Source organism: Pseudomonas sp. S2_B10 (assembly GCF_054668425.1).
Window position 1 is genome coordinate 3,649,583 of sequence record NZ_CP162768.1, and the last position, 14,224, is coordinate 3,663,806.

14 protein-coding genes are annotated in these 14,224 nt (G+C 61.2%); 7 read left to right on the plus strand and 7 right to left on the minus strand.

The genetic code is table 11. The annotated features are described in order from the left end of the window. Positions 1–71: 71 nt before the first annotated feature. From AB4O45_RS16280 to cbiE, 7 genes are all read right to left on the minus strand, one after another. Entirely contained in the window at positions 72–2,192 is a 2,121-nt protein-coding gene (locus tag AB4O45_RS16280; protein WP_256808221.1) for a TonB-dependent copper receptor, read from the minus strand. Positions 2,193–2,276: 84 nt separating this feature from the next. Continuing rightward, a complete protein-coding gene (locus AB4O45_RS16285) occupies positions 2,277–2,723 on the minus strand; it encodes a DUF2946 domain-containing protein (RefSeq protein WP_150638222.1) in 447 nt (148 codons plus the stop codon). A gap of 21 nt (positions 2,724–2,744) precedes the next feature. After that, the gene (locus tag AB4O45_RS16290; protein WP_041480685.1) at positions 2,745–3,224 is read right to left on the minus strand and encodes a copper chaperone PCu(A)C; all 480 of its coding nucleotides are present in this window, start codon (positions 3,222–3,224) and stop codon (positions 2,745–2,747) included. Positions 3,225–3,272: 48 nt separating this feature from the next. After that, the gene (locus AB4O45_RS16295; protein ID WP_041480684.1) at positions 3,273–3,671 is read right to left on the minus strand and encodes a DUF2946 domain-containing protein; all 399 of its coding nucleotides are present in this window, start codon (positions 3,669–3,671) and stop codon (positions 3,273–3,275) included. Between the two features lie 317 nt (positions 3,672–3,988). After that, complete coding sequence (locus tag AB4O45_RS16300; RefSeq protein ID WP_460160301.1) at positions 3,989–4,705, minus strand: cobalt-precorrin-6A reductase; 717 nt, start codon at positions 4,703–4,705, stop codon at positions 3,989–3,991. After that, positions 4,702–5,799, minus strand: a complete 1,098-nt coding sequence (locus AB4O45_RS16305) for a cobalt-precorrin-5B (C(1))-methyltransferase (protein ID WP_460160302.1) — start codon at positions 5,797–5,799, stop codon at positions 4,702–4,704. The genes AB4O45_RS16300 and AB4O45_RS16305 overlap by 4 nt, the downstream gene beginning before the upstream one ends. Next, the gene (cbiE, locus tag AB4O45_RS16310; protein WP_460160303.1) at positions 5,792–7,003 is read right to left on the minus strand and encodes a precorrin-6y C5,15-methyltransferase (decarboxylating) subunit CbiE; all 1,212 of its coding nucleotides are present in this window, start codon (positions 7,001–7,003) and stop codon (positions 5,792–5,794) included. Before cbiE ends, AB4O45_RS16305 begins: the two co-directional genes overlap by 8 nt. Positions 7,004–7,228: 225 nt before the next feature. Between cbiE and AB4O45_RS16315 the strand changes: the two genes are divergently transcribed. The 7 genes from AB4O45_RS16315 to cobJ all read left to right on the plus strand — a co-directional run bounded on the left by AB4O45_RS16315 (position 7,229) and on the right by cobJ (position 14,067). Further along, on the plus strand, positions 7,229–7,900 hold the full coding sequence (locus tag AB4O45_RS16315; RefSeq protein WP_150638214.1) for a hypothetical protein: 672 nt from the start codon (positions 7,229–7,231) through the stop codon (positions 7,898–7,900). Then, positions 7,824–8,861 (plus strand): hypothetical protein, encoded by a 1,038-nt coding sequence (locus AB4O45_RS16320; RefSeq protein WP_460059858.1) that lies wholly within the window; start codon positions 7,824–7,826, stop codon positions 8,859–8,861. The genes AB4O45_RS16315 and AB4O45_RS16320 overlap by 77 nt, the downstream gene beginning before the upstream one ends. 52 nt (positions 8,862–8,913) lie before the next feature. Further along, complete coding sequence (locus AB4O45_RS16325; protein ID WP_460059859.1) at positions 8,914–9,564, plus strand: hypothetical protein; 651 nt, start codon at positions 8,914–8,916, stop codon at positions 9,562–9,564. A 154-nt stretch (positions 9,565–9,718) separates the two neighbouring features. Then, on the plus strand, positions 9,719–11,017 hold the full coding sequence (gene cobG, locus AB4O45_RS16330) for a precorrin-3B synthase (RefSeq protein WP_460160304.1): 1,299 nt from the start codon (positions 9,719–9,721) through the stop codon (positions 11,015–11,017). Next, positions 11,010–11,636 carry a precorrin-8X methylmutase gene (locus AB4O45_RS16335; protein ID WP_056787678.1) on the plus strand — a complete coding sequence of 209 codons (627 nt, stop codon included), beginning with the start codon at positions 11,010–11,012 and terminating at the stop codon, positions 11,634–11,636. The genes cobG and AB4O45_RS16335 overlap by 8 nt, the downstream gene beginning before the upstream one ends. Continuing rightward, positions 11,633–12,367 carry a precorrin-2 C(20)-methyltransferase gene (locus AB4O45_RS16340; protein ID WP_370695113.1) on the plus strand — a complete coding sequence of 245 codons (735 nt, stop codon included), beginning with the start codon at positions 11,633–11,635 and terminating at the stop codon, positions 12,365–12,367. The genes AB4O45_RS16335 and AB4O45_RS16340 overlap by 4 nt, the downstream gene beginning before the upstream one ends. Then, complete coding sequence (gene cobJ, locus AB4O45_RS16345) at positions 12,367–14,067, plus strand: precorrin-3B C(17)-methyltransferase (RefSeq protein WP_460142672.1); 1,701 nt, start codon at positions 12,367–12,369, stop codon at positions 14,065–14,067. Before AB4O45_RS16340 ends, cobJ begins: the two co-directional genes overlap by 1 nt. Positions 14,068–14,224: the final 157 nt, after the last annotated feature.

Consider the following 14,224-nt stretch of genomic DNA (forward strand, 5'->3'; position numbering starts at 1 on the left):
TTGTTCAGTCGATATCGATGCCGACCGTGGTGCCGTCTTCGCGAGCAGGCTCGCTCCCACATGGGTGGGTGTCAGAAACTCATATCCACTTTGGTCCAGAGCGTGCGCCCCGGTTCATTGAGCGCTTGCGGGTCGTTGGCCGGATAGCCGAACCCGGCATTGCCGGCTAGATTCAGGTGTTCGGCGTAGGCTTTGCCGAACAGGTTGTCGACGCCGCTGCTGACCTTCCAGTGCTGGTTGATGCGGTACGCGCCGTTGAGCGAGAACACGCCGAAGCCGGAGCTCTGGGCGTAATCCTTGCCGACCACGTTGCCCTTGTTCGCGTCGATGCGGTGCTGCGCGGCGACCACTCGCCACAATGCGCCGGCGCTCCACTTGGCCTCGCTGTAGGTCAGGCCGAAGCGCGCATCCAGCGGCGGCATCTGCGGTAATGCCGAGTCGTCACTGCTGTTCTTGCCCCAGGCATAGGCCAGGGTCGCATCGGCTTTCCAGTGGTCGGTCAGGTTGTAGGCAGCTCCGAGTTCGCCACCCATGATCCGCGCGTCGATGTTCTCGGCGCGCGAGGTGCTCATGCCCATCATTCCCGGCGTGTAGTCGAACAGGATGTAATCGCGTACCACACCGATGTAACCCGAGGCCCAGGCTTCGAGGTCGGCGCTCTTGTAGTTCACGCCGAAGTCGAACTGCGTGGTCTTTTCCGGTTTGATCGAGTCGAACGCATTGACCGATCCTGCCGGGCCGGACTTGGGCGAAAACAACTCCCAGTAATCCGGGAAGCGTTGCGCATGGCCGAGGCCTGCATAAAGCGTGGTCGGGCTGTCGGCCAGATCGTGTTCATAGCGCACGAAGCCACTGGGCAGCGTGTCGGCGCGGGTGTCGTCGGCGGTCGGGTTGGGGCGGGACATCATCCCCGACCCTGTGGTTTGCCGATAATCCTTCGCCGAGGCGCGATCGACCCGAGCGCCAGTGATCAAGCGATCACGCTCGGCGGCGTACCAGGTCATTTCGCTGAACACACCGTAATTGTGGAAATCGGCGTCCTTGCTGTAAGGCAGGTCCTTGTAGGTATCGATGCCCATTGAGCTGCGCTGACGGTGCTCGTTGGTCTGTGCGTCGAGGCCGGTGATCAGCTGAACATCAGCCCAGCGCCAGGTTGCTTTGATCCGTGCACCGAGGGTACGACGGTCGACGTTGGACGCCATCGGTCCTGCCATCATGCCGGTGCCGGACGGGGTGCGCAGGGTGTAGTTGTCCATCACATGGTCGGCGTAGTTGTAGTAAACCTGTGCCTCGAGTTTTTCCAGCACCTCGCTGATGTTGGATTTTTCCAAGCGCAGGCCGAGGCTTTCACGCAGGAATTGCGAACCGTCCATGCCGCGCCCGGCATACCGTGCCTCGCCATCGCCCTTGCCGGCGGTAAGTTCGATCAGGGTGTCGGCATCCGGCGTCCAGCCCAGTGCGATATCGCCGTTCCACTTGTCGTAACGCGAGGCGACGATGTCGTTGTTGCCGTCGCGATAGTCATCGGAATGCGCAGTGTTGCCGATCACCCGCACGTAACCCAGAGGACCGCCGGCAGCGGCGTCGACAACCTTGTCGAAACGCCCATGCGAGCCCGCCAGGAGGCTGGCGTTGACGCGAGTGCCGAGTTCGCCGAAGTTCTCCGGCTCACGGTCGAACAGCACCGTACCGGCCGATGCGCCCGGCCCCCACAGGACAGTCTGCGGACCTTTGATCACCGTGAGCTTGTCGTAGGTTTCCGGCGAGATGTACGAAGTCGGCGCGTCCATCCGGCCAGGGCAAGCGCCGAGCATCATGCTGCCGTTGGTGAGGATGTTCAGCCGCGAACCAAACATGCCGCGCAGCACCGGATCGCCGTTGGTGCCGCCATTGCGCACCAGAGCGAAGCCGGGAATGGTCTTCAGGTAATCGCCGCCGTCACTGGCCGGCACCGGTTGGCGCGGATCCTTGGGGTCGGTGACGATCGTCAGTGGTGAGCTTGGAGCGATGGCAGTGATCACCGTCGGGCTCAATTCATTTTCTTGGCCAGCGTGATCGTCGGCCAGCGCCAGCGGAGTCAGCAGTACGCCGCAAAGGACGGCAATAGCGTGCCTGCAACGAATCGGCGATTCATTCAGGGCAAAGTGCGCGCGGGCAGATTCCGCGCAGGGGACAGCAGTAAACCTGGACATGACAATTTCCATCGAACAGTCGTGAACACCACGGCCGGCAGCCTGGTGCTGTCTTCTCAACCGTGTGCAATCAGAGGTGTGTGTTTACGCGGCGATGGGCGGGGCGCGGGTGCGGGCGCCGGGGAAGAAGGGTTGGCGGGCATGGCCCAGACGCGGGGAGGGTGGGGTGAAGGTGTTGGGTGGCGGGATGTTGAAAGCGACGAAATCGCCGCCGCCGGTCAGTGCCGGGCAATTGAACAGCAGGCTGCAATAGCCGCATTTTTCCCACAGCACGTGATGCGAAGATTGCGGCGGGCAATGCTCGGCCGCAGGCTGGGCTGCGTGGCCGCTGTGATCCATGCCGGGCATGTCCATCGACATGTCCATGCTCATTGGCATCGATGTCGAGGCGTGCTGATCCATCGGCATCGACTGAGAAATCAGTGGACCGATGAAGATCATCAACATGGCGAACAGGGCGATCCAGCTGCCACGCGTCAGCGCTTGAGTCTGACGGTGATGCGGGACGGGCCTGGCGCGCAACGGACGCATGGGCGAAGTCAGCCGAAACAGTTACTGAGCGTGCACGTGGCCCTGGGCCGATTCCGGCGGTTTCTTCTGCACGGCTACTTCAACGCTGACGTCACCTGCCTTTTCGAAATGCAGGGTCATCGGGAAACGCTTGCCGTCGCTGAGCAGGCTGCGATCGCTCGGGTTGAGCAGCATCACGTGGTAAGCCATCGGCGCGAAGGTCACGGTGCCGCCGGCGGGGATTTCCACGCTTGGCACTTGCTGCATCTTCATCAGATCGCCCTGCATCACGTGCTCGTGCAACTGCGCTTGTGCAGCGATGGGCGAGTCGACGCTGAGCAGGCGATCGGCGCTTTTGCCGGTGTTGTGGATGATGAAGTAGGCGGCGACGGTCGGCGCATTCGGCGGCAGTTCCTGCGACCACGGATGGGCGATTTCCAGCGCACCCACCTTGTATTCGTGGGCATGGGCAAAGCACGCCGGCAAAAGCAGCGCAGCGAGGACGAAGAGTTTCTTCAACATGGCAGTTCTCCAGAACGATTTGAAACGCGGATTCAGGGCGCGAACCAATCAGACCAGAGGGGAGGCACGGGGATTGAGACTCGGCCATTGCTGGCGCGGCGTCGGGGTTTGCAGGGAGGCGGGCGCAACGCTGCGGTTGCTTTCAAATTGCGCGAAATACAGCTGCGGCGAATGCCCCGGCAGCGCCAGCAATGGCGCCCCGCCTGAGCAACACCAGCAGTGCTGCATGTTCGAATGGTTGTCGTTTTGCGGGGCCTTCTGATCCGTGGCACCGATGTCGATCGCCACCATCTTCATGCCGCTGCCGGTGCAGAAACTGCTCCAGAGTATCTGCTCGGCCGGTGAACTGGCCGCCTGCGCCATCGCCCCGCTCAGCGGCATGGCGAGCATGTTGAACAGCACTGCAAAGCAGGCGATCCAGGCAAATGCTAACCGGCGTCGGTTCATGGGACAGGTCCGTTGGGTGGGCGATCAGGCGCGGCCCATTTAGCCTGATCAGGGCCGATAAGTAAAAAAGCGTCGTGCGGCTTGGTGTCGCATTGAGCTGTTAAAGGAGTGTAGCTACTTGAATTTGCAGTGCCAGACCTGACGCCTTCGCGGGCAAGCCCGCTCCCACAAATTTTGTGAGTGTGCACAGATATCAGCAACATCCACGGTTCCTGTGGGAGCGAGCCTGCTCGCGAAAGCGATTTGTCAGGCACTGATGGGCTACTGGTGCTGACGTCTTCGCGAGCAGGCTCGCTCCCACAAAGCGCCGTGCCGATTCAGTGGGAAAGGGCAGCGAGGACTTCAGCGACTGATTCAAACTCCCGATCAACCCCCGGCAACCCCGGGCGCTTCAACACCAGCACCGGCACGCCACGCTCGCGCGCCACTTCAAGCTTCGGCTCAGTCGCGGTGCTGCCGCTGTTCTTGCTGATCAGCACATCGATCTGCCTGCGCTCGAACAGCGCGCGCTCGTCTTCCAGCAGAAACGGCCCACGGGCGCCGATCACTTCGCAGCGCGCGTTGCCGGGATAGACGTCGAGGGCGCGCAGGGTCCAGAACTGGTGTGCCGGGATTTCGTCGAGGTGTTGCAGCGGTTCGCGGCCGAGCGTGAACAGCGGGCGGTGGAACGGTTCGAGGGCGGCGATGAGTTCGGCCCAGTCACTGACCTCGCGCCAGTCATCGCCTGCTTGCGGTTGCCAGGCGGGCCGGCGCAAGGCCCAGCAGGGGATGCCGGCGAGCTGTGCCGCGCGGGCGGCGTTGGCGCTGATTTGTGCGGCGTACGGATGCGTGGCGTCGAGCAGCAGATCGACGCGTTCATCGGCGATGAACTGCGCCAGACCCTCAGCGCCGCCATAGCCGCCGACCCGAATCTGGCAGCGCAAATCGCTCGGCACCCGGCCAACGCCAGCGAGGCTGTAGATATGTTGCGGGCCGAGCGTACGGGCAATCGCCAGCGCTTCAGTGACACCGCCAAGCAGCAGGATCCGTTTCATGCAAAACCTCCGGCGTGCCCGACAATCCCGCCCTGACGATCAATGGCAAACACCTCGACCTGGACCAGTGCCGGTACCACGCTGCGGGCGAAATTCAATGCGTGGCGACACACCTCATCCCCTAAAGCGATGCCCGCCGCACTGGCTATGGCCAAGGCTTGTTGGCTGGTATTGGCTTCGCGAATGCCCTGTTGCAATGCCGCATCCGCGCCAATCGCCGCCGCCCACTCGGCCAGTTGCGGCAAGTCAATGCTCGAGTGCCGTGAGTGCAGATCCATATGCCCGGCGGCGAGTTTGCTGATCTTGCCGAAGCCGCCGCACAGGCTGAGTTTATCCACAGGCACTTTGCGCAGATGCTTGAGGACCGCACCGACGAAATCACCCATCTCGATCAGGGCAATTTCCGGCAGGTCGTAGACCCGGCGCATGGTGTCTTCGCTGGCGTTGCCGGTGCACGCGGCGATGTGCAGATAACCATTGGTTTTCGCTACGTCGATGCCCTGATGAATCGAGGCGATGTAAGCGGCGCAGGAAAATGGCCGGACGATGCCGCTGGTGCCGAGGATCGACAGGCCGCCAAGAATGCCCAGTCGTGGATTCATGGTTTTCAGCGCCAGTTCTGCGCCGCCCTCGACATTGACCGTGACCTCGAAGCCGCCGCCGTAGCCGGTTTCGACGGCGAGCAAGGCCAGGTGATCGCTGATCATTTTGCGCGGCACCGGATTGATCGCCGGTTCGCCGACGGCCAATACCAGACCGGGTCGGGTCACCGTGCCGACGCCGACACCGGCGTTGAAGTGGATTCCCGGTTCGGCGGACAGTCGCACCTGTGAATAGAGCAGGGCGCCGTGAGTGACGTCAGGGTCATCGCCAGCATCCTTGATCGTACCGGCCTCGGCGCCGCCCTCGCTCAAGCGGCAGAACTCCAGGCGCATCTGCACCTGTCTGCCCTTGGGCAGCGTGATCTGCACCGCGTCGGCGCTGATGCCGGTGAGCAACAGGCGCGCGGCGGCGAGGCTGGTGGCGGTGGCGCAGCTGCCGGTGGTGAGGCCGCTGCGCAGGGGCGCGGGCTGTTCGGCGGTTTCGTCACGCATCGAGGGGTTTGACCAGTTCCAGCAGGGTGATCGGCAAGGCCTGACGCCAGGTGTCGAACTCGCCGAGCGGTTGCGCCTGGGCGACATGGATGCGCGTCAGCTCACCGCCGTATTGTTCGCGCCAGTGCATCAGGGTGACTTCGCTTTGCAGGGTCACGGCGTTGGCCACCAATCGGCCGCCGGGCTTGAGCTGGTCCCAGCAGGTCTCGAATACACCCTCACGGGTGACGCCGCCGCCGATGAAAATCGCTTCCGGACGTTCAAGGCCATTGAGCGCTTGCGGCGCCTTGCCGCGAATCAGTTGCAGGCCGGGTACGCCCAGCGCATCGCGGTTGTGTTCGATCAATTGCTGACGGCCCTCGTCGGCCTCGACCGCGATGGCGCGACAGCTCGGGTGCGCACGCATCCACTCGATGCCGATCGAGCCGCTGCCGGCGCCGACATCCCAGAGCAGTTCGCCGTGCTTCGGCGCCAGGCGAGCGAGGGTGATGGCGCGCACGTCGCGCTTGGTCAGCTGGCCGTCGTGACGGAACGCCGAATCGGGCAGACCGGCGAGGCGTGACAGGCCGGTAACACCGGGTTCGGCCAGACATTCGACAGCGATAACGTTGAGATCGGCAATCGGCGCATTTTCCCAGTCACTGGCGCTGCGATCGATCCGCCGTTCGGCGTCGCCGCCCAAATGCTCCAGAACAGTCATGCGACTTGGGCCGAAACCACGTTCGCAGAGCAATTGCGCAACGGCGGCCGGGCTGCTGCCGTCATTGCTCAGCAACAACAGACGCACGCCGCTGAACAGATGCGCATTGAGCGCCGCCAGCGGACGCGCCACCAGCGACACAATCGTCACCTCCTGCAACGGCCAGCCCAGGCGCGCCGCCGCCAGTGCGCAGGACGAAGGAGCGGGAATGATCGCCATCTCGGCGCTCGGCACCTGACGCGCCAGGCTGGCACCGACGCCGTAGAACATCGGATCACCGCTGGCCAGCACGCAGACCGGCTCGCCACGCGACTCGAGCACCGGCGCGAGGGAAAACGGACTCGGCCACAATTGCCGCTCGCCGCCGATGCACGGCGGCAGCAGATCCAGCTGACGCTGGCCGCCGACGATCCGCGAGGCGCCCATCAGAGCACGCCGGGCGTTCTTGCCCAGGCCTTTGAAGCCGTCTTCACCAATACCCACAACGGTCAGCCAATCGCCCATTTCATACTCCAGATCCTGCGTCCAGCGAAGCGGGCGACATGATAACGCGACAATCGATAACTGGCTGCTGTCCTTTTTTGAGGAGCGCCGACATTGAATGTTTACATTGTCTTTTGTGATTTTTCGAGTTCTTCGCAAGTATTGAATTGGCGTTCCGCTGGAAGTGCTTGTGGCTATCCGGAAGGTACTTTTTTAGTAAATTGAATAATCGAATGGATAATTGAAATGAGCGATGTTTTGAACAGTATCTCAGCACTGCCCGACCAAGGCAGTGCGACGGTGATGGGGAATAATCTGTTGTCCTACTTTTCCGGGTTGACTGCGGAAGACAAACGATTCGTCAAAGACAGTATGCGCTGGGCAGAATACAGAGCCGATTTGCGTCATAACAGAAACAGTGAGCCAGCTGCTTGGTTCGAATATTATTCCGGGGTGCTTTGGTCTGTCGGCTGGAGCCTGGAGCAAGCTCCGGTAATCCATGTTGACAAGAACTTTACCGGCAATGCGCTGGACGTCTGGGCGCGATCCTTGTCGCAACAACTAAGTCGGGAGAAAGTCGCGCTAATGAAGGAAGCGTTCCATATGCTTGAGACACATTCGGACGCCATAGACGTATTTAGAGGCAGCGCTCGGGAATGGAGCGATTTTCGTTTTTCTCCTGCTCAGTACAATTTCAATAGGGAGTTGGAGATTGTCGTCAGTAATGTTCGCTTGCTTGATGCGAAGTGGTCCTCTACCTATTTGTTCTGGACTATTCAGCATACGGGTTCGGAGCTTGATATCCGCTCCAGGCGCTTTTTGATCAGGTCTGCCGCGATAAATGAAAATCGGCTTCAGTTGGCTGCTGCAGTGCTTGATATGCGCACGCGTGAAATTGAGTTGGCTCGGGGCGCTTGATATTAGTTGTACAGCTTTGTTTGATGGTTTGTATGACGGTCTGAAATTAAATGCATGGATTTTCGATTTGATTAACTCCGGTGCTGTGGTTAGTTTGTTTTCCACACCAAGTCGGTGTTTTAATCATGAAAGGAATTCATTTATGACTGAGCTGAATAAAGATGTAATCTCCGCTGTTGAGCGGTTTAGTTTGATTGCACAAACCAATGAGTTTATCGCTGCGCAGCCAGTGCTGCGCTCGCGTTCGGCAAGTGTTGGCAGTAGCTTGCCGATTGATAAAGATGAACTGAATGCTGCAATCATGGGCTCGGGTATTGCAGGCTTTGATGCAAGCATGTCCAAACGCAGCAAGCGAATCGTTAAAAACACCTACATGTATGCCGATCTGGTTGCCTTGCTCAAATATCCGGCGTCCAACCAAAAGGAACAGCGCTATAACGAGTTTATGCGATTGATGAAACTGGCTGGCTGGTTTGCTTTCAGCCAGCCTTATAATCGATATACCGCTACTTCGCAAAAATTGACCATGGATAATGTTGTCCTGTCTGTTCTGCATACCGCTGTTGGTGCAGCAGTAGGACAGGGCCAGGCAGCCCTTAAAGTATTGTCCTCTGTGGCAGATGCGACCATGGATGCACTGAAAAATGAACCACAGGCCCTGACGCTGTTCGAGAACAACTCGAAGAAAGCCGAAGGTGGCAACTTTTGCATGAGTGCGGCTTCGCAGGATGATGAGGGTGGTATCACCCTGGCAATCGCCGCTGTGCAATATCTGGCTTCGGCTCAACCTACCAAAGTACTGTTTGTAGAATGGGCAACATCTGCTGTGGAGATTTATAACGCTGGCGCCACTATGTATATGGATGAGGAAGACTATGCAATGGTTGAACCGTTGATTGTCAAGGCTCTGACTGAGCAGCGTGAGAAAGCGCTCAGCTACGAATTTGGCCAATCGGTCTGAAAGTGATTAATGCCAGAGGCGCAAGCCTCTGGTTTTTTTGTGGGAGATGCAAATGTTCGCGATTTCGAAGGTTTTCGTATGCGCAGGGGCATTAGTGCTGGTGAGTAAAGAGCTGTCGGCATCTGACATTAACGACAGTCTCGATGCGCTGCTTTATTCACAAACGGTCGCCTCGCATAAAGTTCCCGGTGCTGTTGAATACGAGGCATGGAATGACGCCAATAAAACGGCTTTGAAAGTCACCGGTGCTTTGTTTTTCGACGATCCGGTTATCAGCGCGCCGGTCACTACGCCCGATACTTTTACTCTGCTGGAGTTGGCTCAAGAACTCTTGCAAGGTTGGGCGCCGGCAGTTTTGAACCAACAGGTAATTGCCAATCTGACCTCGCAACTGGAGAGCAACGGTGCGGCCCTTGAGTTGCTTCAGCGAAATACTCTGCAAGAGGGCAAGTCGATTCGCTTCATGCTTGGCAGCGTATCCAAGGGATCAACAATTACGATGGTCGTCATTTCGTTTGCCGTCAAAGAGCCTGTTCCGGGCAATGTGCTTGAGCGACGCTTCAATGCCGAGCAGATAGTGGGCAACGTTGCTGTTGATTGCTACAAGGCTCTTATAGATGCCGATGATTACTGTTTCTCGAGAGCCAGGATTATTGCGTTATTGGGTGAGCGGCGCGAAAAGCAGATTATCGCCCTGACCTGAGCGCGGCAGAGGCAACAACTGACGCCTGCCTGCCCCACCGGTCGAGACAGAGGGCAGACTTTTCATACCGGTGGGCAAAGCAGGCATAATACTGCGCCTTCGCCCGCGAAGCGCTTCTGCCACACAACCGGTCAGCCCCTTGAACGAACGCCCGATGTCCACTGCCTTACGCCCCTCGGCCTGCCCGGGGTTGCTGCGTATCGTCCAGGCACTGGACGGCGGTATCTGCCGGATCAAGCTTGATGGCGGTTCGATCAGTGCCGATCAGGCCGATGCGGTGGCCGCTGCCGCCGAAGCGTTTGCGAGCGGTGCGATCGAAGCGACCAATCGCGGCAACCTGCAGATTCGTGGTATCGGTGCGCAATCGGCGGCGCTGATCGAGCGCTTGCTGGCCGCTGGCCTCGGGCCAAAGAACGCTGCCGGCGACGATGTGCGCAATCTGATGCTCAGCCCGGCCGCCGGAGTCGATCGGCAGATGCGTATCGATACACGCCCGCTCGCCGGGCAAATCCTCGACACGCTGCAATGCCATCCACGTTTCCATAAGTTGAGCGCCAAGTTCGCCGTGCAACTCGATGGCGGCGAAGCGCTGGCGATGCTCGAACATCCGCATGATCTGTGGCTGTCGGCGTTCGAACGTGACGGGGAAATCCTCTGGGCATTCGGTCTGGCCGGTTGCCCGACCGATCGCCCGCTCGGCGCTGTGAGCCTGGACAACGCTCACGCGCTGGTGGTCGCCGCGCTCGAGTTGTTCCTCGACCTGGCCCAGCCAGAGCAAACACGGATGCGCCATCTGCTCGACGAGTTGCCCAGGCTCGCGTTCCTTGAGTCGTTGCGCGAGCGCGTATCGCTCAAGGCGATCAGCAATTGGCAGCGCCCGACGTCGGCAGACGCGCTGCACATCGGCGCTCATCAGCAAAACACGCAAGGTCTCTGCTACGTCGGCGCGGTGCCGCCACTGGGCCGACTTGATCCGGCGATGCTGCGGGGCGCGGCACAACTGGCCCGTCAATTTGGCGATGGCAGTCTGCGCTTCACGCCGTGGCAGAGCCTGCTGCTGCCGAACGTGAAAGCCACTGATACCGACAACGTGCTTGAGCAGTTGCGGGCGTTGGGCCTGTTGACGACCGAGGCCGAGCCACTGGCTCGCCTGATCGCCTGCACCGGCGCCGATGGCTGCGGCAAAGGCCTTGCCGACACCAAACAGGATGCCCGGCAACTTGCACCTCTGCTGCCCGCAGGCCTCAGCGTGCACCTGTCGGGTTGCTCGCGCTCCTGCGCCGCCGCCCACTGCGCGCCAGCGACGCTGCTGGCCGTTGCCCCCGGTCATTACGACCTCTATTTTCGCGATGCAGCACAGCCCGGATTCGGCACGCTGCACGCCTGCAACCTTACTATTGAAGCGGCCGCGACTTTGCTCGACGCCCGCTCCCGGAGCCCCCTTGATGCTTGATTACATCCGCGACGGTCAGGAGATCTATCGCAACTCCTTCGCGATCATTCGCCGCGAGGCCAATCTGGCGCGCATTCCCGCCGATCTGGAAAAACTTGCGGTGCGAGTGATCCACGCCTGCGGCATGGTCGAGGCCATCGACGGTCTGCAATTCTCCGAGGGCGCGGGCAAGGCCGGGCGCGATGCTCTGGCGGCCGGTGCGCCGATTCTCTGCGACGCGCGGATGGTCTCCGAAGGCGTGACCCGCACGCGCCTGCCGGCCAATAACCAAGTGATCTGCACTTTGCGCGACGACAGCGTGCCGGAGCTCGCCCGCGAGTTGGGCAACACCCGCTCGGCCGCCGCGCTGGAGCTGTGGCGCCCGCACCTCGAAGGCAGTGTGGTGGTGATCGGCAACGCACCGACCGCGCTGTTCTACTTGCTGGAAATGCTCGACGCCGGCGCGCCAAAACCGGCACTGATCCTTGGCTTCCCGGTTGGCTTCGTCGGCGCTGCCGAATCGAAAGCGGCGCTGGCGGCCGACAGTCGCGGCGTGCCGTTCGTGATCATGCAAGGCCGGCTGGGCGGCAGTGCCATGGCCGCCGCCGCCGTCAATGCCCTCGCCACGGAGATCGAATGATGCAGGCCAAAGGACGTCTGATCGGCCTCGGTGTCGGCCCCGGTGATCCGGAACTGATCACTGTCAAAGCCTTGCGCCTGCTGCGCGAATCGCCGGTGGTCGCGTATTTCGTGGCCAAGGGCAAGAAGGGCAATGCGTTCGGCATCATCGAGGCGCATCTGGTCGAGGCGCAGAACCTGCTGCCGCTGGTCTATCCGGTGACCACCGAGGCGTTGCCGGCGCCGCTGTCGTATGAGCAGGTGATCAGTGATTTCTACGACGAAGCCGCTGTGGCGGTCGCCGAGCATCTGGACGCCGGCCGCGACGTAGCGGTGATCTGCGAAGGCGACCCGTTCTTCTACGGCTCCTACATGTATTTGCATGATCGTCTCGCCAGCCGTTACGAGGCCGAAGTCGTGCCCGGCGTGTGCTCGATGCTCGGCGGCGCTTCGGTGCTCGGCGCGCCGCTGGTGTATCGCAATCAGAGCCTGTCGGTGCTTTCCGGCGTGCTGCCCCACGAAGAACTAAAACGGCGTCTGGCCGATGCCGATGCGGCGGTGATCATGAAACTGGGGCGCAACTTTCCCAAGGTCCGTCAGGTGCTGGAAGAACTCGGCCTCGCCGAGCGTGCGTTGTATGTCGAGCGCGCGACCATGGCCAACCAGAAGATCGTGCCGATGGATCAGGTCGAGCCGATGTCCTCGCCGTACTTCTCGCTGATCATCGTCCCGGGCGAACGGTGGCAAGGTTGATGAGCCAAGCGACTCCCGCCATCGTCATTCTCGGCCAGGGCAGCCTCGCGACGGCGCGGCGCATTCAGCAGGTCTACCCGGCGGCGCAAATCCATGGCCTTGCCGGACGGGTTGAAGGCGCCGACAGCAGCTATCAGGAATTCGGCGCGACCCTGCGCGCGTTGTATCAACAGGACACGCCGATCATTGCCCTGTGCGCGGCGGGGATTGTCATTCGCACCTTGGCGCCGCTGTTGCTGGAGAAAGGCGCCGAACCAGCGGTGCTGGCGGTGGCCGAAGACGGCAGCGCGGTGGTGCCGTTGCTCGGTGGCCTCGGCGGGGTCAACGTCATGGCCCGGGAGATCGCGGCGGCGTTGCAAGTGGCGCCGGCGATCACCACCAGCGGCGAATTGCGCTTTGGTACCTGCCTGCTCAATCCGCCAAGCGGCTATGCACTGGCGGATCTGGAATCGGGCAAACGCTTCGTTTCCGACCTGCTCGCCGGGCACAGCGTGCGCATCGAAGGCGCGGCGCCATGGCTCGATCAGGCGCAGTTGCCGCAGGATCCGCAGGCGCAGCGGTCGATTCATGTGAGCAGTGTGCAGCGGGTGGCCAGCGCCGATGAATTACTGATTTACCCGCGCAGCGTGGCGGTGGCAGTGAGCGCTGACGTGGCAGATCTGCCGAACGCCGTTCGCGCTGCGTTGCAACAGGCCAGCGTCGCCGTGCCGGCACTGGCGTGTCTGGTGGCAGCAGACGCTGAAATGGCCTCATCGAGTTTGCGCGAAGCTGCGCTCGAGTTGGGCGTGCCACTGCGCTTTGTGGCAGCACAAAGCGATCTTCAGACTTTGGCCCGCGTGGCAGTGCCAGCGGCGAAGGTGATCAGCGCAGAACATCTGGCGATCGCGATTGCCGAGCAACCCCTGGACGTCGCGCAGATCGGCCGCCCGCGCGGTCGCCTGGCGGTCATTGGTCTTGGCCCCGGCGCCGCCGAACTGATGGTGCCAGCGGTGAAAACCGAACTGGCCCGCGCCACCGATGTGCTGGGCTACGAAACCTACGTGCGCATGGCTGGCCCGTTCCGCGACGATCAGGTGCAGCACTGCACCGACAATCGTGAAGAAATGCAGCGTGCCCGCCATGCCTTCAGGCTCGCCGCCGCAGGCCGCTCGGTGATCGTGGTTTCCTCGGGCGACCCGGGCGTATTCGCCATGGCCGCTGCGGTGCTCGAAGCCCTGCACGAATCGGACGATCCGGCGTGGCACAGCGTTGATCTGGAAATCCTCCCCGGCGTCTCCGCCTCGCTGGCCACTGCGGCTCAGGCCGGTGCGCCGCTGGGCCACGACTTCTGCGTGATGTCCCTGTCGGATAACCTCAAGCCCTGGGCGATCATCGAGAAACGTCTGGATCTGGCCGCCCAAGCGGATCTGGCCCTGGCGTTCTACAATCCGATTTCCCGGGCGCGCCCGTGGCAACTGGGCCGGGCGCTGGAGATTGTTGCGCAGCACCGCTCGCCTGAAACACCGGTGGTGCTCGGTCGGGACATCGGCCGGCCGGGGCAGACGCTGCGCACCACGACCCTGGGCGCATTGACACCGGAACAGGTGGACATGCGCACCATGGTGCTGATCGGTTCTTCGACCACCTGCACCTTCGCCCGTGCCGGAGGCGGTGAGTGGGTTTACACGCCGCGTTGGTATGGTGAAAAACCGCTGTCCTGAAAAACCCTCCGCTCATTCAATATTCAGCTTTGGGAAAGTTTGAGCGGTTGTAAGTCCGATCGAAGTTTCAATTGTTTTCCACCAGCAATAAACAATGGTCATGCCCCACAGGGCAGGGCCATTTTTTTTGTCCGACGGTCGCGCCGGTCCGCTAATT

Coding starts and splice junctions, on each gene's coding strand:
- AB4O45_RS16285 (WP_150638222.1), bottom strand. CDS start 2,723: ATGCGTCCGTTGCGCGCCAGGCCCGTCCCGCATCACCGTCAGACTCAA.
- cobJ (WP_460142672.1), top strand. CDS start 12,367: ATGAGCCAAGCGACTCCCGCCATCGTCATTCTCGGCCAGGGCAGCCTC.
- cbiE (WP_460160303.1), bottom strand. CDS start 7,003: ATGGGCGATTGGCTGACCGTTGTGGGTATTGGTGAAGACGGCTTCAAA.
- AB4O45_RS16305 (WP_460160302.1), bottom strand. CDS start 5,799: ATGCGTGACGAAACCGCCGAACAGCCCGCGCCCCTGCGCAGCGGCCTC.
- cobG (WP_460160304.1), top strand. CDS start 9,719: ATGTCCACTGCCTTACGCCCCTCGGCCTGCCCGGGGTTGCTGCGTATC.
- AB4O45_RS16320 (WP_460059858.1), top strand. CDS start 7,824: ATGAAAATCGGCTTCAGTTGGCTGCTGCAGTGCTTGATATGCGCACGC.
- AB4O45_RS16300 (WP_460160301.1), bottom strand. CDS start 4,705: ATGAAACGGATCCTGCTGCTTGGCGGTGTCACTGAAGCGCTGGCGATT.
- AB4O45_RS16280 (WP_256808221.1), bottom strand. CDS start 2,192: ATGTCCAGGTTTACTGCTGTCCCCTGCGCGGAATCTGCCCGCGCGCAC.
- AB4O45_RS16295 (WP_041480684.1), bottom strand. CDS start 3,671: ATGAACCGACGCCGGTTAGCATTTGCCTGGATCGCCTGCTTTGCAGTG.
- AB4O45_RS16340 (WP_370695113.1), top strand. CDS start 11,633: ATGATGCAGGCCAAAGGACGTCTGATCGGCCTCGGTGTCGGCCCCGGT.
- AB4O45_RS16325 (WP_460059859.1), top strand. CDS start 8,914: ATGTTCGCGATTTCGAAGGTTTTCGTATGCGCAGGGGCATTAGTGCTG.
- AB4O45_RS16315 (WP_150638214.1), top strand. CDS start 7,229: ATGAGCGATGTTTTGAACAGTATCTCAGCACTGCCCGACCAAGGCAGT.
- AB4O45_RS16290 (WP_041480685.1), bottom strand. CDS start 3,224: ATGTTGAAGAAACTCTTCGTCCTCGCTGCGCTGCTTTTGCCGGCGTGC.
- AB4O45_RS16335 (WP_056787678.1), top strand. CDS start 11,010: ATGCTTGATTACATCCGCGACGGTCAGGAGATCTATCGCAACTCCTTC.